This window comes from Azospirillum sp. FG154 (assembly GCF_057809575.1).
Window position 1 is genome coordinate 115,208 of record NZ_JBMDKF010000013.1, and the last position, 24,780, is coordinate 139,987.

The following is a 24,780-nucleotide window of genomic DNA, read 5'->3' on the forward strand; positions in this document are numbered from 1 at the left end:
GGCAAACTCGTGGGCTGAAAGCGCTGGGCAGACACGGGTCTCTTACGGGCGCAGTTCTGGAACCCGATCGTACAGCCGGGCATCCAACTCGTCCTTGCGATCCCAAAGAGAGCGATACCACGCGAACCGCTTGCGGAAATGTTGGGCCATCAGCCGGTGCTGACGGACATAGTCATGCGCGTTGGCCGCGATTCCCGCCCGCCATTCGGTGTCATCGACCAACCGGGTCAAGCGTTCGGCAAACTCACCGGGAGAGTGGAACAAGACGCCGGTTTCCCCATCGCGCACCGACTCGTCATAAATCACCGGGCTGGACAGGGCCACAACGCCATGGGCGGCGCATTCGACGAATTTCAGGTCGGATTTGCTGCGGTTGAACAGGGTGTCGTTCAGAGGCAGCAAACCAATGTCGCAGCGGCGCAACGCCCTGATGTAGGTTTCATAGTCGCAGGTTGGCAGAAACGCCTTGTTGTCCGTGTCCAAAGCGTCAAAAAAAGCGCGATCATGGATCACCTGGACGCCAATCCGTTGCCGGTTGGCCGACAGAATGTGGTTGAGCGGCCCGATCAGAGGCCGCCAGTCCTTGCCCCGGTTGAAGGCCCCGAAAAACAGCACGACCCGGCCATCCGTGCGGGGTTGACGCGGTGGAGGCAGAAGGGCGATCTGGTTCGGGAACACCGCGATTTCGGGGTTGTGGCCGCGCAACTCGTCTGCAAGAAACTGGGTCGAAGTTTGAACCGCATGCACCCCACGAAAGGTCAGATAACGGTTCTGCACCATGTTCGGCCAATGATTCGGATGGTCATCAAACTCCGACACCAATAGATACCCTTCCCGCAGCAGGGCCTTCAGATCCGGCAGATCCGCCGGTCCCGTGATGCGGCGCTGCAAAAGGGCAATCCGCTGTTCACCGGGCAAGCGGATCGGGCTGGAGACATACTCCACCGCCGCGTGACACCGCACGCCGGGAATTGTTTCCAGGAACGCGTTGGGCAGATCAATGCGTGTGTCGTTGCACGCCCCCGCTGGTCGCAGCGTCATCGCACCGATGTAGAGACGTCGAATCCGCCCGTCTTGCCGACGAACCGCGCGCATGACCAGTTGTGCGCTTCCATTGGTTTCATCCACCAACCGGGCGGCGCAATCGACCAACAGACCGCCGTCTTGAACAGGGAGGGGGGCGAAAGTGGCTTCAAAGGCCGCAATGACGGATGTCATCCCCAGCGCGGCGCGGCGCTCCTCGCACCATGCCAGTGGAACCGCCGCCAGCAGCGTTCCGCCGGGCTGCATGTGGGGAAGCAGCGTCGCCACCAGCGCCACCGGATCGGCAGACAGCGTCCAAACATCCGCGTGGAGCAAAACGGCATCGAAACGAAGGCCGAGACTGTCAAGCTGTTGCCGCAAGCCTTCCGGTTCAGACAGGTCAACCATCGGCAGCGTGGTGAAGACAGTGGCTGGATTGCGCAACCCGAACCAAGCCGCCACCGTTTCGCCTGGACGGCACAATTCCAAGACAGCACGGGCGTCCCCCGGTATCTGGCGTGCAAGCTTGGCGGCGACCGGGGACATCACCGGCGTCCCCGAACCATGGAGTGGATGAGCGCCATCTGCTGTTTCAAGCAATGGGCCAGATCGTATTTGCGCAAAACAGTTCGGCGACCGGCGCGGGCGATCTCGGCGTAATCTTCCCGATTCTTCAGCACCGACACGACTTGATCGGCCACGCTCTCCGGCGAAAAGAAATCGACCAGCAGCCCATTCTCACCATGGGTGATGACCTCCTCAACCGGCTTGCTGCGTGAGCCAATCACCAACGCGCCGAGCGCCATGGCTTCCAGCATCGACCAGGACAGCACAAAGGGATAGGTCAGATAGACGTGGGCCGTTGTCACCCGGAACATCTGGTTGAATTGGTCATAGGGCAGATAGCCCAGGAAATGGACCCGAGCCGGGTCCACCGGAACCTCCGCCAGCATCTTTTCCCGCCAGTTCGCCGCATCGGTCGGCGCCCCGCCATAGCTGGTTCCATCCCCCCCGACGATCAGGATTTTGGCGTTGGGCCGTTGTTCGCAAATGCGCGGGATGGCCCGCATGAAAGTCGGAAAACCACGGTAGGGTTCAAGATTCCGGGCCGCGTACGTCACCACCTCGTCCTGGCGGGTCAGGACCGTGCCGTCTGGCAGGGCAAAGGTGGCGTTCGGATCAGGTTGCAGGGCGGCGGTGTCCACGCCCTCATGGATGACCGAAATCTTGGAATGGTATGGTTTGGGGTGAACGCTGCGTTGCCATTGGGTTGGCGACAGCCCACGGTCGCAGGATTCCAACGACAACAGCAAATGGGTGCTGCGGATCCGTGATCGCAGAACACTGTCCAGTTCCGGAGGTTTTGTTGGGTCGAAATCCAGATCCTGCCCACGGGACTGATAATAAAACTCGCAATGGTTCAACAGCGGCGATTCCGGATAAATATCCTTTACAAACAAGGCCTCTCCCCATCCCGGGTGGGTGATGACGATGTCGGGAATGAAGCCTTCCTTGCGCATTTGGATCATCACACGGGCCACCGCCTGTCCGTGCAGAACCGCGTCTTCGGTCCGGTACAGATATTGATGGATCGTCTTGCTCGGTTCGCGCGCCACGTCATACGCAACACGTTTGACGTTCGGCAGGCTGCGATCCTTGCGTTTGGTGATGAACACCACCTGATTTTCAGGATTCTGCGCAAGCCGTGCGGCCAGATGCTTGTATTGCCCTGGCATGTTCTGATGGATGAAGAGGATTTTCATTGCGCGCCGACAGGAGGTGTCATCAACGAAAGGCGATCATGGGTGATCGCCATGGTGGAGCGAAGCGTGACGAGATGATTGGCCACGGCGTGGAGCACGCCGCTCCAGTCCCCCGGAGCGGATTGGCGGAACAGCCGAGCGGAAGGATACCACGGACTGTCCGGTCGGTCCAAAAGCCATCGCCAATCCGGGGAGTAGGGCAGCATGACGCAGACCGGGCAGCCCAGCGCCCCGGCCAGATGGGCCACCGACGTATCAACCGTCACCACGACATCCAGACAGCGCAGAGCCGCCGCCGTGTCGGTGAAATCGGCGATGGTCGGGCCAAGGTCAATCACACGGCCATTCGGATCCGCCGCCGCCAATTCATGAGCACGGGCGCCCTTTTGCAGGCTGTACAGGGTCAGGTCGGGCAAAGCCAGCAACGCGGCCAGAGTGTGGGGATCGAGCGAACGCCGCTGGTCGTTGGCGTGGGCGGGGTCCCCACCCCAAACCACCCCCACGGCCAAGGCGCCTGGATGGCGCGACGGCAGGGTGGCGCCGTCCGGCGCGCGCAGATAAGGGACGGTCGCTGGAATCGTGTTCAGGTCAGTCCCGAAAATCCGGGGAAGACTGAGCAAAGGCAAATGTCGGTCGAATCTGGGCAGTGGCTCACCCGATGGCGCCACCGTGACCGACGGGAAACTGGCTGCGATCAGACGGCGAAGCGGCGGCTGGCATTCCAAAATCACGCGTTCCACCCGCGCCGCCACCAGCGGCAGATACCGCGCCAGGTGCAGGGTGTCTCCCAACCCTTGTTCCGCGTGCAGCAACAGCGTTTCCGTGGTCAGCGTTTCGCCCGTCCACAGCGGTTGAGCGAACGGACGGGGGGTGGATTCCGCCAGACGCCACCGCCATTCATACTCGTCCCAGCCTTCGGCCAACCGCCCTGTCACCAACAGAGCCAAGGCGCGGTTCCAGTGTGCCGCCACATTGTCGGGGTTGAGGGCCAGGGCGCGCTCATAGCGTTGCAGCGCCTCATCCAACCGATTCAGGCGCTGCAACGCCATTCCCTGATTGACGGCGCTGTCGTCCACCGGGTTGCCCGTCACCGCTTCAACATGGGCGTAAGCGCGCAGCGCGTCTGTTTCCCGCCTTTGGCGCACCCGCAGGTCGCCGAGGTTGCTCCAATATTTGCCCCGGCTGGGTTGAAGGGCGATGGCCAGCCGATACAGGCGATCCGCCTCGCCCGTCCGCCCACCCAACGCCAGCAGCTTGGCAAGGTTGAACGCTGTTTCCGCCTGATCCGGGGCCAAACGCAAGGCCCGGCGATAGCTGCGTTCCGCAGGAACGATCTGACCGCAGCCTTGCTGGGCGGTGCCCAGATTGGTGTTGAAATGGGCGACGCCAGGCGCCAAGGCCACCGCACGACACAGCCATGGCTCCGCATCATCCGCCCGCTTTTCGGTCAGGGCGATCAATCCAAGCAGATGATGCGCGTCCGGCTCTTCGGGGTGTCGCGCCACCAATGGGCGGCACAAGGCCTCTCCCTCCGTCACGCGTCCCGTGCGGATCAGGGCAAGCGCCTGTTCCAGCCGTGCCCGCACCGTTGCTGGTGCGGGGACTGGCGGGATCACTGGGTTTGGGTTTTGCACCAATGGGTCCACATGTCGCGATAGGCGGCTTCCATGGCGCGGGCGAAATCAGCGCCATCGCACAGCGGCGATTGGGCCATCCGCTGCCGCAACCCTCCCCGCAACGCGGCCAGCGCCTCCAAATCTCCGGCCAGCCGCGCGGCGATCTCGCCAAACTGGTCGGGCGTGGTGGCGACAAGGTCGCCCAAGCCAACGGCGTTCAGCACGCTGTTGCCGTAACGGGCGCTGGTCCGGTCGCCTGCCATGGTCACGACCGGGACCCCCATCCACAGCGCTTCGCAGGTGGTGGTCATGCCGCCATAAGGGAAGCTGTCCAGGCCGATGTCGATCTTGTGGTATTCGGCCAAATGGGCATCCTGCTTTTCCGTCCCGCTCATCAGATCGATCCGCGACAGATCGGCGTCAGCGCGGCGGAAGCGGTCGAGCAGGGATTCGCGGGTTTCGTCGCTTTGGATGTAGCGAGATTTCAAGAGCAATCTTGCGGATGGGACCCGATTTAGGGCTGCCGTCCACAGCCGGGCGGCGCTGTCCGACACTTTGGCAAAGCTGTTGAACGAGCCAAAGGTGATGTGGCCGTTGGTCAGGGCGGGCAGCGTGTTGGCGTCCGGCGCTTCGGGCGGTCTGAAGCAATGGGACACGCGCGGCAGGTTGTAGACCTGTTCGGAAAAAATCTCCGGCGTCCCATCCGGCGTCAGCCAAGGATCCGACAAGCGGTAGTCGATGGCCTGCAAGCCCGTGGTGCCAGGATAGCCCAGCCACGTCACTTGAACCGGAGCGGGTTTGCAGGCGAAGGTGAGCAGGTTGTTGCGAGCGGTGTGACCGGCCAGATCGACCAGGATGTCGATCTGGTCCTGGTGAATTTTTCGCGCGAGATCCGCGTCGCTCATACCCTCGACATCATGCCAATGCTCGATGCGCTCTTTCAACAGGTCCGTCACCCTGTCGGCGCGATCAAGGTTGGCGTAAGCGTGAATCTCGAAGGCCTCGCGGTCGTGATGCGCGAGCAAATCCATCAAGAACCAAGCGCAGGAATGATGCTTCAGATCAGGTGAGACATAGCCAATGCGCAAACGCCGCTCTGGCGATGGGTCATTGCGATGCTTGGGCCAAGAACGACGCTGTGATTCAGCGTGGCGAATGTCCCACTCGTGATGAAGCTCGTACAGCTTGCGGGGCGTCGTTGTGTCCAAATACTGGCTGTAGAAGACAAAATTGCTGCGGGTTCGGTGATTGCCCGGTTGGGCGGCGCAAACACGCGCAAACGCCTCTACTGCCTCTTGACTTTTTCCAAGCGACGCCAAAGCCAATCCATAATTATTATAAGCTGGAATGTAATTTTTGTTTATTTTCAGAAGTTCACGCGAAACATTTGCCGCCAATTGCGCGTTGGCATGCTTATGCGCCACCGCCGCCAAATTCATATAGGCGACGTATTTTTTAGGATTATAGCGAATGGCTTTGCGATAGGCCGCAATGGCGTCCTTTGCGCCACGGAATGAATAAAGGCTCATGCCAAGGGTGAACCATGCTTCGCTATTCTCCGGTTCCATCCGAAGAAATTCTTCAATGAGGCTCACAGCCTCAGCGTCACGTTTGAGATGATGCAGGCTCAGCGCGTGCGGAAGCCAATCCTTCGGGGCCTTTTTGTTCTGCGCGTGGATCTGTCGGAAGACCGCCTCCGCTTTTGTCCAATCCTGCCGTCCAGCCTGGGCATGAGCCAGATTTCTCAGAACCTCGATGCGACCGGGTGCAACCGCCAAAGCGGTTTCGAATTGCTTGCAAGCCGCGTCATACTCATGAAGCGCGTGATGCGCCAACCCCAAAGCGTTCAAGGCCGAGAGATTGTTGCGGTCCAACGACAGGGCAAGCTGCAACAGCGGAATCACCGATTTCGCGGATTTCGTCAGGGTTCCAATCGATCCCAGCAGGATCAACGCATCGACAACAGCCTGACCATTGCGCAAAGCGTCACGACAGCAGGCCACCGCCTCCTCGTAACGGCCAGCGGCAAAAAACGCTTTGGCGCTCGCAATTGCGGACGCCGGGGCCATGCTCTGGGAAGAGGAGGAAGATGCGTGCATTGTTGGCAAAACCCAGAAAGAAACGCGCCGCACACCTTATGGGCAGCCGGACGGGGAGGCAACCGAAAGGAACAAGGAGGTTTAGGGGAGACGCCCCCGAAAACATCACGCGTCACAGAATGTAGGTCGCATGGTACGGGCAAAAAAAAGGGGCAGGCGAAAGCCTGCCCCTCTTCTCAAACGACAGCCGCGAACTTAGGCGACGATGATGAAATCAGACGAGCTGATCTGCGTCACGCCGTCCAGAGTGGCGATCCCAACACGCCCGGAGGTGTCCGTCGGGGTGGTGTCGTAGTACAGGATGCTGCTGGTGGTGTCGAACAGCAGATACATGCCAGCCAAAGCGGCATTGCTGCCCTGACCCGCCGACGAATAGATTTGGCTGGACAGGCTGGCCGAGTCAAGAGCCGCAAAGTTGCCCGCAGCGGTCGACAAAGCAATCTTGTCGGTGCCACGTTCAAAGCTAGCGACAAAGTCAACGCCGGTGCCGGCCCCAACAGTGCCCGTAGCGCTAACGGTAAAGGCCGACAGGTTGTCAAACACCAGAACGTCAGCGCCAGCGCCACCCTCCAGACGATCAGTGCCCCAACCACCATTCAGGGTGTCAGCGCCTGCGCCACCATACAGCGTGTCGGCACCCGAACCGCCATAAATGATGTCGTTGCCGTTGTCACCATACAGCAGATCGGCGCCGCCGGTGCCGTTCGTGCCGGCGGGGGTGCCAACGAAGTCACCGAAGATGGTGTCGTTGTCAGCGCCGCCATAGATGGTGTCGTTGCCGTTGATCGAACCGAACACAGTGTCGGCGCCAGCGTTGCCAAACAGCAGCGCGCCAGCCGAATTGCTGCTCACCAGAGCGCTGTCGGTGAAGCCATAGATGAGGTCGTTGCCAGCGCCACCGAGCAGGGTGTCAGCAGCGGCGCCCGAAGTCGCGCCAGCGGCCGAGCCCACGCCATAGAGGGTGTCGGCGCCGACGTCACCGGACAGGAGATCCGCGCCGCTGCCGCCAGAAATGACGTCGTTGTCAGCGCCGCCATAAACGGTGTCGGCGCCCAGACCGCCGAGGACGACGTCGTTGCCGGCATTGCCGAACAGCAGGCTGCCGGTGGTGTCGGCCGAATAGGAGATCGAATCGTTGCCAGCGCCGCCATAGACGGTGTCGGCGCCGCCGCCAGCGCCACCAACGACGGTGTCGTTGCCAGCGTCGCCGAAGATCAGATCGCTGCCGCCGCCGCCATCGACCGAATCGTTGCCCTGGCCACCGTAAATGGTGTCCGCAACCGAACCGCCAATGACGGTGTCGTTGCCGGCGTTGCCGAACAGCAGGTTGCCCGAGGTGTCGGCCGTATCGGTGGCGGTGAGGCCGCCGAGGATCGAATCGTTGCCCTCGCCACCGTAAATGGTGTCGGCGCCATTGCCGCCGATCAGGGTGTCGCTGCCAGCGTCGCCGGAGATGCGATCCGCACCGCCGCTGCCGCTGATGACGTCGGAGTCAGCGCCACCGAACAGGGTGTCAGCGCCTTCACCACTCAACAGGCTGTCGGTGCCGGTGTTGCCGAAGAACAACTGGCCAACCGTCGAGGACGGGGTGTTGACCGAAATGGTGTCTTCGCCCGTGCCGCCGTAAATGGTGTCGGCGCCCAGAGCGGTCAGGCTGTCCGCCCCGCCCAGACCGAACACGACATCGGAATCAGACGACGACGTCAGGGTATCAGAAGAATCCGTGAGAGTAAGCGTTGCCATTTTAGCCCCTCTAACCAATAAACCGGTTCGTTTGGATCCAAGGGGGGCAGTGCCATAGACACAGCCCTGGCGAGCCAGGCCGATAATCCCTTGAACTGTGGATACGCATAAGGGCTGTTGCACAAAAAGGCAAGCGCATCGGATGCAGTGATCCGGATTTGGCGGTCGCCTCCACATCGGATCGCATGACTGTGGCGCGCAAGCCACATTTCTGGTTGCCGCTCCCGGCTCATCCAGCGTCTCGATTCAGGATGGTGACGTCGAGGTTCGCCTCCGTCAGTCCAGGCGCCCGTGTTCGGCAAGGCTCTGGATGTGACGGTCGCGCTGGATGGGGGCCGTCTCGGCAGCGTCGCTCAGAACCGCCACGGCTGCGTGTCCGCTGTGCAGTCGGCCATCGCGTCGAGCGCAGGCGGGGAACCCGGCGCCCGGCTTGTCCACCCGGCTCCCATGCCGGTCAGCGGCGACACGCTGTTGCGTCTGATCCGGGCGGAACCAGTGACGCCGATCATCGCGCTGCCGCGCCTTTGAGGAACGCCGCCATTTCGTGCCGCATGACGCGGCGTGGCTGAAGGGCCGGGATGATCGGCCACAGTTGGCGCGGTGGCGCTGGTCGAAGCCAACGTCGAGAGTGCGGGCACGCTCAACCAGTCGCGTCGCCGCTCTCTCCGTTCGCGACCGCTCGCCGCCGCCTTCGGCGCTGTGGTCCGTGGTCGCTGGGGCATCGAGAACGCCCTGCGCTGGGTGCTCGACGTGGTGGTCGGCGACGATCACGCCCGCGTGCGCAACCGCTTGGGCCCTAGGAATACGGCCCTGGTCAAGCGGATGGCCATCAACCTCCTCAAGGTCCCCCAGGATCGCCATTCCCTCAAGGCGCGTTGGAAAATGGCTTCTTGCTCAAGCGATTCCCGTGACGCCGCCAGCGGCGTCGTCAACGCCGGAAAGACAGCCCGCCCTTGGAGGATGATGCAGGAACAAGCCCTGCGCGATCAGCACGATCCAGCAGCGCCTTCACCGACGACGCTGACCACGTGGCGCCGCCACGTGGCGTGCGGATGCGTAAATCCTCTAGGCTGGAGGCAATTGCGCGCAAGCTGAGATTTGGATCAGCACTCTTGATTCCGGCGATGACCAGCAGGATGTCATCCTTGGGCGGCTTGCGTGGGGCTGGCTTAATCAGCTCAGGCTCGGCCAATCCCTCCGCGACGAGGCGACGCACCGCCCGCGACAACCGGTCGGCCGTCCATGGCTGTTCGGGCGAGCCTAACCGTCCGAGGGACTTAGCCACGCTACCCCAGGATTTTGCCGGGCGCAGCGCCCGCACCTTGGGCAACCACGCCTCCATGCTCGCCAACAGGTTCGCCATGTACTGCCGATCCCGGATGGCCGAGAGCTGGGCGATTGCCTCTGGATCCCGCCGCTTGAGCGCCGGGTTGCCGCCCACCCGACCACGGGCCTTGGCCGCTTGCAGCCCAGATATTGTCCTTTCGCGGATCAAGGCGCGCTCCAGTTCGGCGGCGGCTCCGAGCACCTGGAGGGCGAATCTCCCCTGTGGCGTCGAGGTGTCGATCGGGTCGCGCAACGATTTGAAGTGCGCGCCGATGGCTTCCAATCGTTCGATCACATCCAGCAAGTGGGAGAGGGAGCGGGCCAAACGATCGATGCGGGTCACCACCAGAATGTCGCCACGCCGCACGCGGGCGATGGCCTTGGCCAGTTCCGGCCGCGCCCGGCTGGCCCCCGACGCCTTCTCCTCGAAGATCACCCCGCAACGGGCGGCCTTCAACTCGTCGAGCTGGCTGATGGTCTCCTGCTCCTCGGTGGACACGCGGGCGTAGCCGATCAAAGCCATGTGGCGACTCCCGGACGGAGAGGAAAGCGCCTCTTTGTACAATTTAATCAGTGTTGAGAAAATGATCGTTTGGACGCCTGTACAGACTGTTTGAACAGGTTGGAGCCCGCGCCCGCATCGCCTTACGGTGGGGTGAGGGCGGCTGCGATGAGCAGCGAAAAGCGTTGGTCGGCGTGATCGCGCGCCTTCCAACCAGGGGGCGACAAGACGCCAAGCCGCTTGGAGCGCAAGGAGGCGGCGAGGCGCCTGCGTCGTGGGAGCGCCGCCCGGCCAGGGATTGGGCGCCAGCAAAGGTTATTTCGCCAACCGACACCGGCTTCCAAACCGATCCACCAGACAACGACACGTGCGCCTTGGTGAATCGACCTTGCCGAACCCACTATTGGGCCGAGACCAGCCCCGCCACGGACGTCGATCTGTGTGCAGTTAATTTGTTTTCACTGCAACGATGATCTAAAATCGTAGAACTCCACCCCTTCGACCGGTCGTGCGCATGTTCAGCCACCCTGTCGCCCTGCCTGATCTCTTGGCCGCCGAGCGCAACGTTGCCCGGTTCGACGAGCGCCTGCTGGCCGATCCAGAGCGCCGCCACCGGTGGCGTCATGACCACGCTCGCCGCGCCGCGCTCGCCGCCGCCACGCTGGGTGGTCAGATCGCCGATCCTGACGCGTTTCTTCTGATGCTGGCCGACCCGTCACGGTGGGACCCTGACGCCGCCTGGGTGTATGCCGCCTGGACGCTGGCCACCACGTTGCAGGGGCCGGTCTACCGGCTCGACCACTCCATCAAACGCCAGGAGCCGCCGAAGTTTGATCCACGGATTGGGCGCGAGCGTCGCCGCCGGTTGCTCGCCGGTCTCGACCAGGGGGCGACGGACGCTGTTCCGCCCGTCACGCCACGATCATCGCTCGAACCGAGAGGGCTGGCCCACTCGGCGGCGGCCCTGATGGAGCAAACACGCGCGCTTCTGGCCAACGCTGAGGATCTTCTTGGCCAGAAAGATGAGACCAGCGCCCCTGACGGTGAGGACCAGCACGCGCCGGAAACGCCACTCTCAGCATGGACGGTTGACTGGTGCGACGAACTCCAGCAGCGGTGGGTCGAAGGGTTGGGGGGCCGGGCGCATCCGCTCACCCACCCCCAACGCGAAGCCGTCGAGGCGACGCTTCACGAGGTCGAAGCGGCGTTGATGGACGCGCCGGGCTTGCTTGGCGTGGCGCGGGCTGTGCGTGCGCTGCTCACCGCGCCAGAAGTCGCCCGCCCAAGGCGACGCGCGGCTCCGACCGATGACAAAAGCGCGGTGGCGCGGGCGTTGGTGGAGCGTGACCGAGGAGAACCTGGGCTGTGGACGCTTCTGGCGTGGCTTGGGAGCGGTGCCCTTGTGGAGCGCGCCTGCGGTCTACAAGCGGGCGTCGCGCCCAGCCTGGCTCCGGCTTTGGCGCGGGATCGGACCGGCTTTCGCTTGGCGCTTGAAAGAGAGGTTCAGGGATGGGAACGCTGGCTGCTGCCCGTGATCGGCAGTCTAGTCTCGGCAGAGATGGAGCGTTGCATGATTCTGGACCGTGCGCACAGAGGTTGGGAACAACAGCTTGGCCTTGCCGGACGGCGTGGCACGTCGCGTTTGCCCGCTGTTCTCCACTGGCTGCACCAGCAACCCGCCTACACGACCGCTGTGATGGAGCGCACCTTGGGCAGGACGGCAAACTTGAGCCGCCGAGGCGTCTACCTGCTCGCCGCCGAGCTGCGCGATGCTGCTGTGGTGCGCGAAGCTCCAACAAGTGGGCGCAACGGAAGCGCTCGGGATGTGGAAAAGCTGTGGATCGCTTCAGCGCTGACGCCACAACGTCGGTGATCGGGCGCGGTCATGAACGATCCCCATCATGCTAAATCGATGTGGAAATAGCCGATTGGGTGGGGCTTGAATTTCTTCTTCGGTTCCTTGTCTCCCGCCACTTCGGACAGTCGGCATGACGCCATGCCGTTGCAGACAGCGACGCAAGGAGGAGCGGGTCAGATGCGAGACCGCCGCCTGAAGGGCGTAGAGGCAATCATCCAACGGCAATAGGGTATGTTTGCGGAAAGCGGCGATGATTGCCTTGACCTCTCTGCGTTTTTTCCATTTCGCGACGGTCTTTTGGTTGATGCCGTAACGCTTGGCCAGAGCCCGCAAATTCCCTTCACTGTGTTGTATCGCTCGACGCGTCGCCTCTGTCGTGCGGGCGCTCCCGTGTCATATCTGTCCCATAGCGCATCCCTCCGGGCCTGCGCCAAAATGCACCATCAAATGCCGGGACCAAACATCGACGCGCGAACCGACCACGACCGGATGGTCGGTTGGACTGAAGCGTTGAATCGATCCGATGTTTCGGCATCTGATCTTGTTGCTCTTGCCAACCACTCGTGAAAAAGGGCGGCCTCCGCGCGTCATCTACGCTCAATGAAGCTTCGCTCCTCCAACAGCGCCAGAACCCGTTCGGCCAAACGCTGCGGTGGCTCCTCGCCAGCCAGAAGGTGCAGTTCTGGGGCATCCGGCGCTTCGTAAGGGCTGTCGATGCCGGTGAAGTGTGGCAGTTGCCCCGCACGCGCCTTGCGGTAAAGCCCTTTGGGATCGCGTCGCTCGCAGAGCGCCAAAGGGGCATCCACAAAAATTTCCAGAAATTCCCCTGCGTCCAACAAGTCACGAGCCATCCGTCGCTCGCTGCGGAAAGGTGAGATGAAACTGACCAACACGATCAGGCCAGCCTGAACCATCAACCGGGACATCTCCGCAACCCGCCGGATGTTTTCCACCCGATCTTCGTCGGTGAAGCCCAAATCCCGATTCAAGCCCAAGCGAACATTGTCGCCGTCCAAATTCATGGTGTGATGACCCCGATGGTGCAGGGCCTGTTCAACCAGATCGGCGACAGTGGATTTGCCTGCCCCGGACAGGCCGGTGAACCACAGCGCACAGGGCTTTTGTCCCAAAGCAGCGGCTCGGGCCGTCTTGTCCACCTTCATACGGCGGTGATGGATGTTCGACGCGCGCCGCAATGGAAAGTCGATCATACCGCAACCGACCGTAGCGTTCGACATGCGGTCGATCAACACAAAGCCGCCCATCGTCCGATTGTTGGCATAGGCATCGAAGGGCACGGGGCGATCCAGGGCCAAATTGCACACGGCCACCCCATTCAGCTCCAAATGCTTGGCGGCGAGATGCTCCAGAGTGTTGACGTCGATGGCGTGCTTCAGTTCCGTCACCTGGGCGCTGACCGTGCTGGCGCCCAGGCGCAGGATGTAGGAACGACCAGGCAAAAGCGGCTGTTCGCTCATCCACACCAGATGAGCCGAAAATTGGTCAGAGACTGTTGGAGCGTGATCTGGATCGACCAGAACGTCTCCACGCGACACATCGATCTCATCGGCCAGCACCAGGGTGACAGCCTGATTGGCCGTGGCCTGATCCAGATCGCCATTCATCGTGACGATCCGCGTCACTGTGGAACTTCGTCCGCCGGGCAAGGTCATCACCCGGTCGCCCGGTCGCACATTGCCGCTGGCGATGGTTCCGGAGAATCCCCGGAAATCCTGGTTGGGCCGATTCACCCACTGAACGGGAAAGCGGAACGGTGTCTCCGAAACCCCGGTGTTGGCCGGAGTCGTTTCCAGATGGCCGAGCAGAGTTGGCCCGGTGAACCAGGGCATCGCCGATGATGGAGTCGTTACATTGTCACCGGTCAACGCCGAAACCGGAATGCAGACGATGTCCGCAAGGCCTACGCGGGCGGCAAAGGCACGGTAGTCGGCGGCGATCCGCTCGAACACCGTCTGATCCCAGCCGACCGCATCCATCTTGTTGACCGCCAACACGACATGCCGGATGCCCAGCAACGCCACGATGGCGCTGTGTCGCCGGGTTTGCGTCAGAACGCCTTTGCGTGCGTCCACCAACAGGATCGCAACGTCAGCGGTCGAAGCTCCCGTCGCCATGTTGCGGGTGTACTGCTCGTGCCCTGGCGTGTCGGCGACGATAAATTTTCTCTTGTCAGTGGTGAAAAAACGATAGGCGACATCAATGGTGATGCCCTGCTCGCGCTCCGCTGCCAGCCCATCGACCAGCAGCGCCAAATCCAATTGGCCACTGCCGGTGGTGCCAAAGCGGCTCGAGTCCTTCTCCAGACTGGCCAGTTGATCTTCAAAAAGCAGCTTGCAATCGTAAAGAAGCCGTCCAATCAGGGTGGATTTCCCATCATCCACTGAACCACAGGTGATGAAGCGGAGCAGATCCTTACGCTCCTGAGTGCGCAGATAGTCGTCCACCTCGGAGGCCGCCTGAAGGGCGTTCGCATCTTGAGAAGACGGATCCGGTGTGATTGGGTTCGGGAGAACGGCCATTAGAAATAGCCTTCCTGCTTCTTGATCTCCATCGAAGCGGCGGCGTCCTGGTCGATGACCCGCCCCTGACGTTCCGAGGTCGTTGCCAGCAGCATTTCGCGTATCACCTCGGGCAGAGTGGCTGCACGGCTTTCAACCGCGCCGGTCAACGGATAACAGCCCAACGTGCGGAAACGGACCCATCGGGTGTCTGGGGCTTCATCAGAACGCAACGGCAGACGCTCGTCGTCCACCATGATGAGAGCGCCATCCCGCTCGACCACCGGACGGGGCTTCGCGAAATAGAGCGGAACCACCGGTATGTTTTCCTGATGGATGTACTGCCAGATATCCAGTTCGGTCCAGTTGGACAGCGGGAAGGCCCGAATGCTCTCCCCCTTGCCAATCCGACCGTTGTAGAGATTCCACAGCTCTGGCCGTTGATTCTTCGGATCCCAGCGATGCGCAGCGGTTCGGAACGAAAACACGCGCTCCTTGGCGCGGGATTTCTCCTCATCCCGGCGCGCGCCACCAAAGGCCGCGTCGAAGCCATAACGATCCAACGCCTGTTTGAGCGCCTGGGTCTTCATCACGTCGGTGTGGACCGCAGACCCGTGGCTGAACGGTCCGATGCCTTGCCGAACCCCGTCCTCGTTGATGTGGACGATCAGGTCCAAACCCAAATCGGCAACGCGGCTGTCGCGGAAAGCGATCATCTCGCGGAATTTCCAGGTCGTGTCCACATGCAACAGCGGAAAAGGCGGTTTGGAAGGGTAAAACGCCTTCATGGCCAGATGCAGCATCACCGAGCTGTCCTTGCCGATCGAATACAGCATCACAGGATTGCGGAATTGGGCCGCAACCTCGCGCATGATGTGAATGCTTTCAGCTTCGAGACGCTGGAGATGCGTAAGGCGAGGAAACGATGTGGACACGGGTGAAAAGACCTTGAGCAGGCAGCGGAACGGCAGAAAGCCGAGCTAAGGCACGCCAGGGAGCAAACTCTTGATATACATCCATGCTGTAGCGTTCGGCAACGGCTTCGCTCACGGGGTGCAGACCGAACGCCGGTGCAACGCGATAGTGCGTGACAGCCATCGCCGTCTAGAGTAGGACAGCGGCGTATGGCTTCACGCCTGTCACCGATGAGGAAGGGGGCTTTGTTGGATTGCCCTCCCATGCCTTGCCTTCGCGTCGCGTCCACCCCCATATGATCCGCCGATGACCCTTCTGTTCGATTCCGCCGACCGCAGCCAAACCGCGCGCGCTTGCGAAGACCTGCGGCTCGGGGTCACGAGCTGGTCGCTGTGGGGCATGCTTGGTTGGCATGACATCCGCAAACGCTACCGCCGATCGGTGCTGGGACCGTTCTGGTTGACGATCAGCATGGCGGTTCTGGTGGCCAGTTTGGGATTCATATACGGCTCCCTGTTCAACTTCCATTTGTCAGACTATTTGCCGTTCCTGGCGCTGGGGTTGGCTATTTGGAACTTCATGGCAGCCGTGCTGAATGAGGGGTGTCACAGCTTTCTTGAGTTTGAGAGCCTCATAAAGCACGTCCGAATGCCGTTATCCGTCCATGCGCTGCGCATCGTGTGGCGAAATCTGATCATCCTGGGGCACAATGCCGTCATCTTTCTAATTATGGCCCTGTGGCTTGGCCTATGGCCGGGTTTTGGCTTGTTGCAGGCTTTGTTCGGCCTGTTTCTACTGGCGGTGAACGCTGTGTGGATCGCGCTGCTGCTTGGCATCGCCTGCGCGCGCTTCCGCGACATCCAGCCAATCACCGGCAGCGTGGTCCAGTTGCTGTTTTTCATCACCCCGGTGATGTGGAAACCCGAACTGATGGCCGAACGCCAGCTTCTGATCCTGCTGAACCCGATCTATTATCTTATGGAGGTGGTGCGCGGCCCTCTGTTGGGCGATGCGCTGCCGTTGTACATCTGGGCGGGCGCGCTGCTCATCACCGCGCTGGGGTGGGGGGTGACCTTCGCCATTTATGTCCGGTTCCGCAAACGCATCGCATATTGGCTGTAAGCCCGTGGCTCAAATCCATCTTGATCAGGTATCCGTGGATTTCGTCATCTACCAGGGCAGCGGCCGCTCCCTGAAGAAGACGCTTCTGCATTCCTCCACCAGCGGAATCATCCGGCACGACGCGCAGCACCGTATTCAGGTCCAGGCGCTTGACAAGGTGTCGATCCAGTTGGAGCATGGCGACCGGTTGGGGTTGATTGGCGGGAACGGAGCGGGCAAGACCACATTGCTGCGCACGATCGCCGGGGTGTATGAACCGACCGCCGGGCGCATCCGGGTCGCTGGTAAAATCACCCCGCTGTTTGATCTGTCCATTGGTTTCGACGGCGACGCTTCTGGCTATGACAACATCCGCATGCGCGCAGCCTATCTGGGCGTGTCGCGTGAGGAAATCGAACGCAAGATGGATGACATCGCCGCTTTCACTGAGTTGGGAGGGCATCTGGATCTGCCGGTGCGGACCTATTCAGCAGGGATGATGCTGCGGCTGGCGTTCGGCGCCGCCACCGCTGTGGACGCAGAAATCCTGCTGATGGACGAGTGGATTGCGGTCAGCGACGCCCAGTTCCTGGAAAAGGCGGAGCGCCGGGCTGCAGAGTTTGCAAACCGCGCCAGCATTCTGGTTGTTGCCTCGCATGTCGAAAGCGTGCTGCGCCGCCTGTGCAACAAGGTGCTGTGGCTGGAGAATGGGCGCGTCGTGAAGCTTGGACCGGTGGAGGAGGTCTTGGCCGAATACCGGCACGAGCCGACAGAGGAACCCGCCGCGCCGGCCAACCGGGACGAACCCACCACACCCGGCGCCCTGACCATGTAACTGACCCCTGCGGTCGCATGGGGCGTGTCCGCACGCTCTGTTTTCTTCAACACAGAACGTCAAGAAAGCCCATGCCGAACAGCGCAGTGGTTCTTGCGTCGGAGCCGGATCGGATGGAGCGGCGACCGCCGCTGTCCGACTTTCGCCTTGACGCCCCACCGCCCGCGCGTGTGGACGCTGGGCGGGATTTGACTTGGGTGTTTTCCGGTTGGGCACGCCGCCCAGACGCACGCGTGCGTGCGGCCACCTTGTGGCTGGGCGGGCGGAGCTTTGCCGCCCGAACCCCTGCGGTGCGATTGGACGCGGAGGACACGCCGGGCCGTACCGGGGCCAATGTCGTGTGTGGCTTCGTCGGGGTCGCTGAATTGTCTGGGGACCTGCCCGTTGGAGAATTGGACGCGGTGTTGCGGCTGGATTGGGACGACGGGGCAACGGAAAGCCGCTCGCTCGGCACACTTGCCGTTGTCGCTGACGCCGCTGAAGCGGAATCCCGCCCGGCCGCCCAGCCAGGGCGGCGGTTGGTGGCGGTCTGCATGGCCACCTACAACCCCGACCCCGTGCTGTTCCGGGCGCAGATCGCCTCTCTGATCGCCCAGACCCATCAGGATTGGATCTGCCTGATTCAGGATGATGGATCGAGTGAGATTCGTTGGCGTGAGATCGTCGAGGCCACAGCCGGAGACGTCCGTTTCCAGCTTGATCGCAACCCGGCCAATCTTGGTTTCTATCGGAACTTCGAGCGCAGCCTGACCCGTGTTCCACCGGAAGCCGCCTTTGTCGCTTTCGCTGACCAAGATGATTCCTGGCACCCGGACAAGCTGAGCGCCCTGATCGAACCGCTGGAGGCGGGGGCGGTTCTGGCCTTTTGCGACATGCGGGTGGTGGATCGCCGGGGGAACGTATTGTCCGATGTGTTCTGGCCCGGTCGTCAAGGCCGCCACGATGAGCCGGGAGCTGTGCTGATGGCCAACGTCGTGACTGGTTGCGCCTGCCTGTTCCGGGCGGAACTGTTGAAACGGGCCTTGCCCTTTCCACAGGTTGGCCGTCACGCCTACCATGATCATTGGATTGCCTGTTGTGCCGCCGGATCGGGGCGGGTGGCCTATGTTGCCCAACCGCTCAGTGACTATGTCCAGCATGGCGGCAACACGCTGGGTTATCGGCGCGCCGGGTTTCGGTTGATCGCCAAGGCGGCAACCGCCCTGGCCCTGGCCCCTCTCGTTGCTCTTGCCTTGTGCGCGCGAGGGGTGCGCCAACGCTGGTCGGGGGTCTTCAACCTGCTGATCGGTTCGGCCTTGCAAGAGTATCTGGTGCGGGCGGCCTTTGCCGAAACCCTGCGGCGGCGCGGCCTGATGTCGGATGGGGCAAACGCTGTTCCCGCCGACTTCCCGTTGGACCATGGCGCACAGCGTTTCCTGATCCGGGCCGGGTTGGCTCCGGGCCGTCGAGGGATTGCTTACCGCGCCACCGCCCTACGGCTGCTGGCGGGCCTGAAGATCGAACGGCTTCTGGTCGCGCTTGCCGATTGGCGCTTTCCCGGTTCGAACTGACCGTTTCCCACAGCCCTGTCCGGCGGTCGCCCATGCGCGTTCTTCTGCTGTCCCGTTACGGCTCCCTTGGCTCCAGCAGCCGCTTGCGTCATTACCAGTTTCTGCCCTTTCTGAAGGCGCAGGGCATCACGGTGGACGTCGCGCCCCTGTTGTCTGACGCGTATCTCGCCACCCTCTACAGCCAGAGACGGCGATCGCCGGGTGCGATCCTGTCCGCTTACGCCACCCGAATCCCACGGCTGCTCACCGCGCATCGCTATGATCTGCTGTGGGTGGAAAAGGAGGTCCTGCCCTGGCTTCCTCCAGCGTTGGAGCGGCTGTTGCTGGCCACGGCGCCGCCCTATGTCGTCGATTATGACGACGCTTGGTTTCATCAATATGACCGGCACCGGCTGGGTCTGGTCCGCCGTCTGCTGGGCGACAAACTGGATCGGTTGATGCGTGGGGCTGCGGTGGTGACGGTCGGGAACCCCTATCTGGAAGAACGCGCCTACGCCGCTGGCGCGGCGGATGTCCGCATCCTGCCCACCGTGGTCGATCTCTCCCGCTATCCGGCCACCCTGCCCACGGAGGGCAAGGGCCGGACAACGATCGGCTGGATCGGTTCGCCCAGCACATCACCGTATCTGGAACGGCTGCGCGGCCCCTTGGAGACGCTCGACGACCGTGGTTTGGCGGATGTGGCGCTGATCGGAGCGGCTCCAGAGGCGCTTGACGGGTTGCCGGTGCGGCGTTTGGCCTGGACCGAAGACAGCGAAGCGGCGAACATCCTGGAGTTTGACATCGGCGTCATGCCGCTGGCCGATACGCCGTGGGAACGGGGAAAATGCGGGTACAAGCTGATTCAATACATGGCCTGCGCCCGCCCGGTGGTGGCCAGCCCGGTTGGTGTGAACCAAACCATCGTTGAGCATGGTGTAAACGGCTTTCTGGCCGACACAGCGGAGGAGTGGCGCAACGCCTTCGAGCGGCTGTGCGCCGATGCCGATCTGCGCCGCCGGATGGGCGCCGCCGGGCGCGCCAAGGTTGAGCGTCTCTACTCCGTCGAGCGGGTCGGGCCAGCCCTGGCCGAGGCCCTCCGCCACGCCGCTGCATAGAAACACGCGCGCAAGAGCGCGAAAAGCTGACCGTCAGCAGCTTGGGCGTGGGCGAAGCCCACGGCGGACGTGGCGGCCAAGCTCCTGGCCACCGTTCTGGGCTGGCCGAAGGTCAAGGCGCTGCTGTCGGACGAGCCTTTCTCGGTGGACGGCACGCTGATCGGTGAGCCATCAAGGCGCCGCCGGTTCAAGCCCGATGGCGAACGGGGCCAGCGTGAAGAGCTTCCGGCCCAAAGACGGCGGTGGCGAACCGCCGGAGTGAAGATTTCGAGCCTCAGCGGAGAAAAGGGGACAGCCAGCCCCGTTTTCCCGCGTTCTATTAGGTCAAGGGCGCGGGTGATGAAGGTGAAGATACTGTTCCATTTCCTCTTGTCCAAGAAACGCCAACGCTTCTTGAATCAGAGCCGCATGCCCCTGTCCACTGAGATTGGACACGAAATCGGGAGCAACCACCCAGGTCAATCGGATCTGACGGGTTAACAAGGGCATGGCTTCCGCGTCGATATGGGACAACAAGGAAAAGGCCAACTCCAGACGTGGCGCCATCAGTTCAGGAACCATTGCCCCCGCGAGAAACGACAAACGCAAGGCGGCAACAGCCCCATCATCATTTCCGGTCAACCGTCGCAATTGGGCCAACCTGTACCAGGCGCTGGGATCGCCAGGGGCTCGGGTCAGACCGGCTTCTGTTGCTCGGCTTGCTTCTTGGTAGAGTTGATCCCGCTCCGAACCAGGCGGGTAGCGGTTGGCTTTGAGCGTCAGCAGAAGCCCCCGCTGGATGTCCATCGTGCCGTCGTCGCTCCAGCGTCGCGCCGAGACCAAGCCATCAATCGCCGCAGTCAATGTCTTGTCGGCAATGGCGACGTTGTCGTAGGCGTTCCACAGAGTTCCACGGGCTTCCAGCGACAAGCCGGCGCCGATCAGACGGGGCAAGCCAAGAGACAGCAGAGAGACGGCGACCGCTGCTCCCAGAAAGGCAGTCCTCCGGTTCTGGGGGGGCTTAATCGTGGTGGTTGAGTCATTCACCATAATATTCACGATATCGGCCATAATAATGCCCGTAGTCGCCATACCCATAGCGGCCATGCTTGCGTTGGTTCACCTGCGACAGCACGAGACCACAGACATTGACGCCAACCCCACGCAGCAGCTTGATGCCATTGTGCACGGCGTCGCGCGGCGTCGCGTTCCACTTCACCAGATAAATCACTCGGTCAGCGAGACGCGCCAACACCCGCGCATCGGCAACGGCCAAAACCGGCGGGGAGTCGATGACAATGCGGTCGTAACTTTTGGACAATTCGGCGATCAGCGTTTCAATGCGTGGTCCTTTGATGAGTTCGGCCACGTCGGAAGTTCGCCCTGCTGGCAGAAAATCAAGAGCAGTCCCGGAGACCGACCGCAAAACCAGTTCGTCGAACGTGGCTTCGCCGGAAATCAATTGAGCAAAACCACGTTCACCCTCCACCCCAATGGCAGAATGCAGCCGGGGGCGATGAACGTCACCATCGATCAGCAGCACCCGCTCATCCTGTTTGGAGAACATCAGCGCCAAACACAGGGATACGAAGGTTTTGCCCTCCTTGGGAACGGAGGAGGTGGTCAACACCACGCGTGGTCGCTGTTCCCCGCCCAGATCCAACGCGGTCCGCAAGCTGCGCACACCATCGGCCAAGGGTGAACGCGGGCGTTGCAGCATCTCTTCGATCGGTCGGGCCGCACCACGCCGTTGCAGGGGAACCATTGCCAGCGTTGGCAGGCCGGTCAACTCTTCCGCCTCATCAACGGAACGAATCGCGTTGTCGAGTCGGTCAAGAACGAACACGGCGCCGATGCCGAACAGAGCCGCCATCAGCATGGATGTCGCCAGGATCGAGCGCGTTGCCGGATAGGATGGGGAAACAGGGATATCGGCGGTCGCGACGATGCGGGCGTTGGTGCGCTGCATGCGCTCCTGTTCGGCCTCACGCTTGAAGCGGGTGAGAAACGCCTCATACAACCCCCGGCTGGCGGCAGCCTGCCGCTCCAACTCCTGAAGCCGGACATCGGCTTCGCCGGCGACGTCAACCTGACGGCGCAAGGCCGCCACTTGTCGTTCCAGCGATTGCAAACCCGCCGCCGCGACCTCCACGTCGTTGGCTATCGAGACCGCGACCTTCTCGATTTCGGCGGCGATTTTGCCGCGCAGATCGTTGAGGTCGGCTCGAAATCCCAACATACGGGGATGGCGCTCGCCATACACCTTCAGCGCGTCGGACATTTCGCGCGATTTCAGCGCTTCCTGCTCACGCAGGCGCTGAATCAGGGGGGATTGCAAAACGTCGGTGGCGGTTTCCAAATTGCCCCGTGAGCGCAGCAAGGTGCGGATTTGGTCGCTGCGCGCCTGTTTTTGCGCCAGTTCCGTCCGAGCGATGACCAGGCGGGAGTTCAACTCGGACAATTGCTGATCGCTGATGGTCGCTTGCCGTTCATTCTTCCGACGCAGGCCATTTTGAGCGCGGAACTCTTCGGCGGCGGTCTCGGCGGCGACGACGTCATGCTGGAGCGATTCCAACCGTTCGCCCAGCCAGCCGGTGATGCGCCGCGCCTCCTCGAAGCTCGCCTCCAGTCGGTCCACCATATAAATCTCGGCGACCGTGTTGACGATGCGCGCCGCCTTTTCCCGGCTTTCCGATGTGAACTGGACCGCAATGATGTAGGAGCGCCGTTGTGGGCGAGCGGTCAGACGGTTGGAAAAAGCGCGCACGATTCGTGCCTTGGCGATTTCAGCCCGTGCGCTGGGTTGCAACGGCGCGCTTTCGTCTACTTTCGTTGTCCAGGAATGGGGGATCCAGGACAGCGGATTCAACGAGGCCAAAAACATCGCAATTGGCTTCGGGGTTTGCAAGGTTCCATTGAATTCCGGGTCTTCATCGAGATGAAGCTTGTCGATCACCCGCCGGGCCAACATGTTCGACGTGATCAAATCCGCTTCCGTTTGGACCGTCACTTCGCTCAAACGCTGCCGATTGGCCGTGCGATCCGACAACACGTCGTTGGTGTCAGGGGCCTCGATCAGCAGGCGGGCTTCCGCCGTGTAGCGTGGGGTTTCCTGTTGCAGGAACAGAATGGCCGGCACCATGACCAGCACCATGCAGGCAAGCACCATGTACTTGCCGCGCCAGAACACCCGCCATGCCCAGCGGGCGCGTTGGCGGAACTCGTTCGTGGTGGCCAGAAAGGACGGAGAAAACGGTGGGCGTTCGGTCATAGGTTGGTCAAGCACCTTGGCGCCGGATTTATCGGAAGAAATGGATGGAAAGCTCCGCTGGGCATTGCCCTGCGGAGCTTTCCGTGTTTTCCGACTGCTTGGCAAGCGGTCCGATCCAATGGTCGGCCACCGGCCGCCGTTGCGATTTTACAGCTGCGTTCCCAGACGGAACATCACAAGCGTTTGACTGTAGCTGGAATCCGTCGCCTCCGAGCGCTTGATCTTTTGACCGACTTCGCCACCAACGAACAGTTCGGGAGTGAAGGCGTAAGTGCCGCGCGCACGCACTTCATATGTCCAGGCGTCGTTGTTGGACACCCCACGCGTGTCGTCATAACCGGCGCTGGTGTAGCCAGTCAGGATGATGTTGCGCTCCAACTCATGACGGACGGTCAGTGACGCTGTGGTGCGCACAATCGACGAAGCGCCCGACAGCGTGGTTTCCGCCACGGTGCGTTCCAGCGAAGGAACGATGATGGTCAGCTTGTCGGGCGTCCAGTTGAAGGTTGCCCGGACGGACAACCCCTTGGGATCCGAAAGGCGTGGATCGCGGTAATTCTGTCCGAAATAGCCAACCAGGAAATCGCCTCGCACGAGTTGGCTGATGTCCACACCAATACCAGCCTCAGCGCGATAGCCATGGCTGTCGCGGTCGTAGCCGTTGCGGTCGCGCGCGTCGTCATAGCGCCGGACATTGGTCGACAGCTCGGTAACGGCGGCGTAGCCGGGGAAAATCTCATAGCCCAACCGGCCACGCGCCGTGGTTTCCCAACGATCACGATCCTGGTTGGGAATCCGGCTGTTGGTCGAACTGCTCACCGGATCGAACGTGCGACGATCCACCCCGATTTCACCGAGAATGGTGTAGGGACCGGCTTGATGCTTCACGCTGGTCCGGTTGCTCAGACCTTGCGTCGGCGTCGGTTTGACGCCGCGCGCGTCATCCGGGCTGCCCCGGTCTTCATGCCGCGCGTAAAATTGTTGGAAGACATTGGCCTGGGTGTCGCTGGAGAAATCATACCGACCATCGATGTTGATTTCGCCATCAAGCCGGTTGTCCTGCTTGTATTGGCTGTTGAGCGCCTTCTCCATCATGAAGCCGACGTTCAGCGCATGCTCTTTGAAGCGCGAGCGCAGCTTGAATTCAGGGCGGACGATCGTGGTGAACTCGCTCTTCGCGTTCCGTTGGGTCGCGAAGAAATTGGAGTTGTAGCTTTCGTCGACTTCCAGTTTTGGCAGCAGCAGAAACAGCCCCAGATCAACCCCCTTGGGTTGGTAGCTGTCGTGCAGCCGTTCTTCGTCGGGTTTTCCGCTCGTCTCTTCCGGAGTGGTGTCCGCAGTCAGTTTCGCGCCTGAGTTGACGCGACGCTGATCTTCGCTGGGCGCGGTGTTGCCACGAACCTGCGCCATGGCCGGGTCGCTCCAAAGCGCGCTGGCTCCGCCTAAAGCGACAATCGAGCAGACGCAGCCCAAAAGGGCATGAAACGAGTGCTGGGAGAGTTTCGTGCCCGTCATCGCAGCCTTGAGAGTGTAGGTGAACATCGCCGTCATCTTACTACCATCCAGATGGACAAATATCCACC

Annotated in this window: 17 protein-coding genes and 2 pseudogenes; 7 read left to right on the forward strand and 12 right to left on the reverse strand. The window is 61.8% G+C overall.

What is annotated here, in order from left to right; translation table 11 throughout:
- Positions 1-42: 42 nt before the first annotated feature.
- From ACODS4_RS16330 to ACODS4_RS16350, 5 genes are all read right to left on the reverse strand, one after another.
- On the reverse strand, positions 43-1,569 hold the full coding sequence (locus tag ACODS4_RS16330) for a glycosyltransferase family protein (protein WP_488865448.1): 1,527 nt from the start codon (positions 1,567-1,569) through the stop codon (positions 43-45).
- On the reverse strand, positions 1,569-2,786 hold the full coding sequence (locus tag ACODS4_RS16335; protein WP_488865450.1) for a glycosyltransferase family 4 protein: 1,218 nt from the start codon (positions 2,784-2,786) through the stop codon (positions 1,569-1,571). The genes ACODS4_RS16330 and ACODS4_RS16335 overlap by 1 nt, the downstream gene beginning before the upstream one ends.
- The gene (locus ACODS4_RS16340; RefSeq protein WP_488865452.1) at positions 2,783-4,432 is read right to left on the reverse strand and encodes a tetratricopeptide repeat protein; all 1,650 of its coding nucleotides are present in this window, start codon (positions 4,430-4,432) and stop codon (positions 2,783-2,785) included. The genes ACODS4_RS16335 and ACODS4_RS16340 overlap by 4 nt, the downstream gene beginning before the upstream one ends.
- Positions 4,399-6,501, reverse strand: a complete 2,103-nt coding sequence (locus ACODS4_RS16345) for a tetratricopeptide repeat protein (protein ID WP_488865454.1) — start codon at positions 6,499-6,501, stop codon at positions 4,399-4,401. Before ACODS4_RS16345 ends, ACODS4_RS16340 begins: the two co-directional genes overlap by 34 nt.
- Positions 6,502-6,696: 195 nt before the next feature.
- The gene (locus ACODS4_RS16350) at positions 6,697-8,244 is read right to left on the reverse strand and encodes a calcium-binding protein (protein ID WP_488865456.1); all 1,548 of its coding nucleotides are present in this window, start codon (positions 8,242-8,244) and stop codon (positions 6,697-6,699) included.
- A 291-nt stretch (positions 8,245-8,535) separates the two neighbouring features.
- Between ACODS4_RS16350 and ACODS4_RS16355 the strand changes: the two genes are divergently transcribed.
- On the forward strand, positions 8,536-8,772 hold the full coding sequence (locus ACODS4_RS16355) for a hypothetical protein (RefSeq protein WP_488865531.1): 237 nt from the start codon (positions 8,536-8,538) through the stop codon (positions 8,770-8,772).
- 400 nt (positions 8,773-9,172) lie between these two features.
- Here ACODS4_RS16355 and ACODS4_RS16360 read toward each other — a convergent pair whose 3' ends face one another.
- Positions 9,173-10,093: a recombinase family protein gene (locus ACODS4_RS16360; protein WP_488865458.1), complete on the reverse strand. Its 921-nt coding sequence runs from the start codon at positions 10,091-10,093 to the stop codon at positions 9,173-9,175.
- Positions 10,094-10,586: 493 nt separating this feature from the next.
- Here ACODS4_RS16360 and ACODS4_RS16365 point away from each other — a divergent pair, with 493 nt between their 5' ends.
- Positions 10,587-11,945 carry a hypothetical protein gene (locus ACODS4_RS16365; RefSeq protein ID WP_488865460.1) on the forward strand — a complete coding sequence of 453 codons (1,359 nt, stop codon included), beginning with the start codon at positions 10,587-10,589 and terminating at the stop codon, positions 11,943-11,945.
- Positions 11,946-11,974: 29 nt separating this feature from the next.
- Here ACODS4_RS16365 and ACODS4_RS16370 read toward each other — a convergent pair.
- The 3 genes and pseudogenes from ACODS4_RS16370 to cysD all read right to left on the reverse strand — a co-directional run.
- Positions 11,975-12,284 (reverse strand): annotated as a pseudogene (locus ACODS4_RS16370) (IS481 family transposase); the annotation flags it as partial.
- A gap of 233 nt (positions 12,285-12,517) precedes the next feature.
- Positions 12,518-14,470 carry a sulfate adenylyltransferase subunit CysN gene (cysN, locus tag ACODS4_RS16375; protein WP_488865462.1) on the reverse strand — a complete coding sequence of 651 codons (1,953 nt, stop codon included), beginning with the start codon at positions 14,468-14,470 and terminating at the stop codon, positions 12,518-12,520.
- Positions 14,470-15,384 carry a sulfate adenylyltransferase subunit CysD gene (gene cysD / locus ACODS4_RS16380; RefSeq protein ID WP_488865464.1) on the reverse strand — a complete coding sequence of 305 codons (915 nt, stop codon included), beginning with the start codon at positions 15,382-15,384 and terminating at the stop codon, positions 14,470-14,472. Before cysD ends, cysN begins: the two co-directional genes overlap by 1 nt.
- Positions 15,385-15,670: 286 nt before the next feature.
- Here cysD and ACODS4_RS16385 point away from each other — a divergent pair, with 286 nt between their 5' ends.
- From ACODS4_RS16385 to ACODS4_RS16405, 5 genes and pseudogenes are all read left to right on the forward strand, one after another.
- Positions 15,671-16,486 carry an ABC transporter permease gene (locus ACODS4_RS16385; RefSeq protein WP_488865466.1) on the forward strand — a complete coding sequence of 272 codons (816 nt, stop codon included), beginning with the start codon at positions 15,671-15,673 and terminating at the stop codon, positions 16,484-16,486.
- A gap of 4 nt (positions 16,487-16,490) precedes the next feature.
- Entirely contained in the window at positions 16,491-17,300 is an 810-nt protein-coding gene (locus ACODS4_RS16390; protein WP_488865468.1) for an ABC transporter ATP-binding protein, read from the forward strand.
- Positions 17,301-17,533: 233 nt separating this feature from the next.
- Entirely contained in the window at positions 17,534-18,850 is a 1,317-nt protein-coding gene (locus ACODS4_RS16395) for a glycosyltransferase (RefSeq protein WP_488865470.1), read from the forward strand.
- Positions 18,851-18,882: 32 nt separating this feature from the next.
- Positions 18,883-19,947 carry a glycosyltransferase family 4 protein gene (locus ACODS4_RS16400; RefSeq protein ID WP_488865472.1) on the forward strand — a complete coding sequence of 355 codons (1,065 nt, stop codon included), beginning with the start codon at positions 18,883-18,885 and terminating at the stop codon, positions 19,945-19,947.
- Between the two features lie 66 nt (positions 19,948-20,013).
- Positions 20,014-20,203, forward strand: a pseudogene (locus ACODS4_RS16405) (hypothetical protein); the annotation flags it as partial.
- A 68-nt stretch (positions 20,204-20,271) separates the two neighbouring features.
- On the opposite strand, the gene ACODS4_RS16410 reads toward ACODS4_RS16405, so the two are convergent.
- The 3 genes from ACODS4_RS16410 to ACODS4_RS16420 form a co-directional block, all read right to left on the reverse strand.
- Entirely contained in the window at positions 20,272-20,997 is a 726-nt protein-coding gene (locus ACODS4_RS16410) for a hypothetical protein (RefSeq protein WP_488865474.1), read from the reverse strand.
- Complete coding sequence (locus ACODS4_RS16415; protein WP_488865476.1) at positions 20,966-23,197, reverse strand: GumC family protein; 2,232 nt, start codon at positions 23,195-23,197, stop codon at positions 20,966-20,968. Before ACODS4_RS16415 ends, ACODS4_RS16410 begins: the two co-directional genes overlap by 32 nt.
- 147 nt (positions 23,198-23,344) lie before the next feature.
- Positions 23,345-24,748 (reverse strand): outer membrane beta-barrel protein, encoded by a 1,404-nt coding sequence (locus tag ACODS4_RS16420; protein ID WP_488865478.1) that lies wholly within the window; start codon positions 24,746-24,748, stop codon positions 23,345-23,347.
- Between the last annotated feature and the right edge of the window lie 32 nt (positions 24,749-24,780).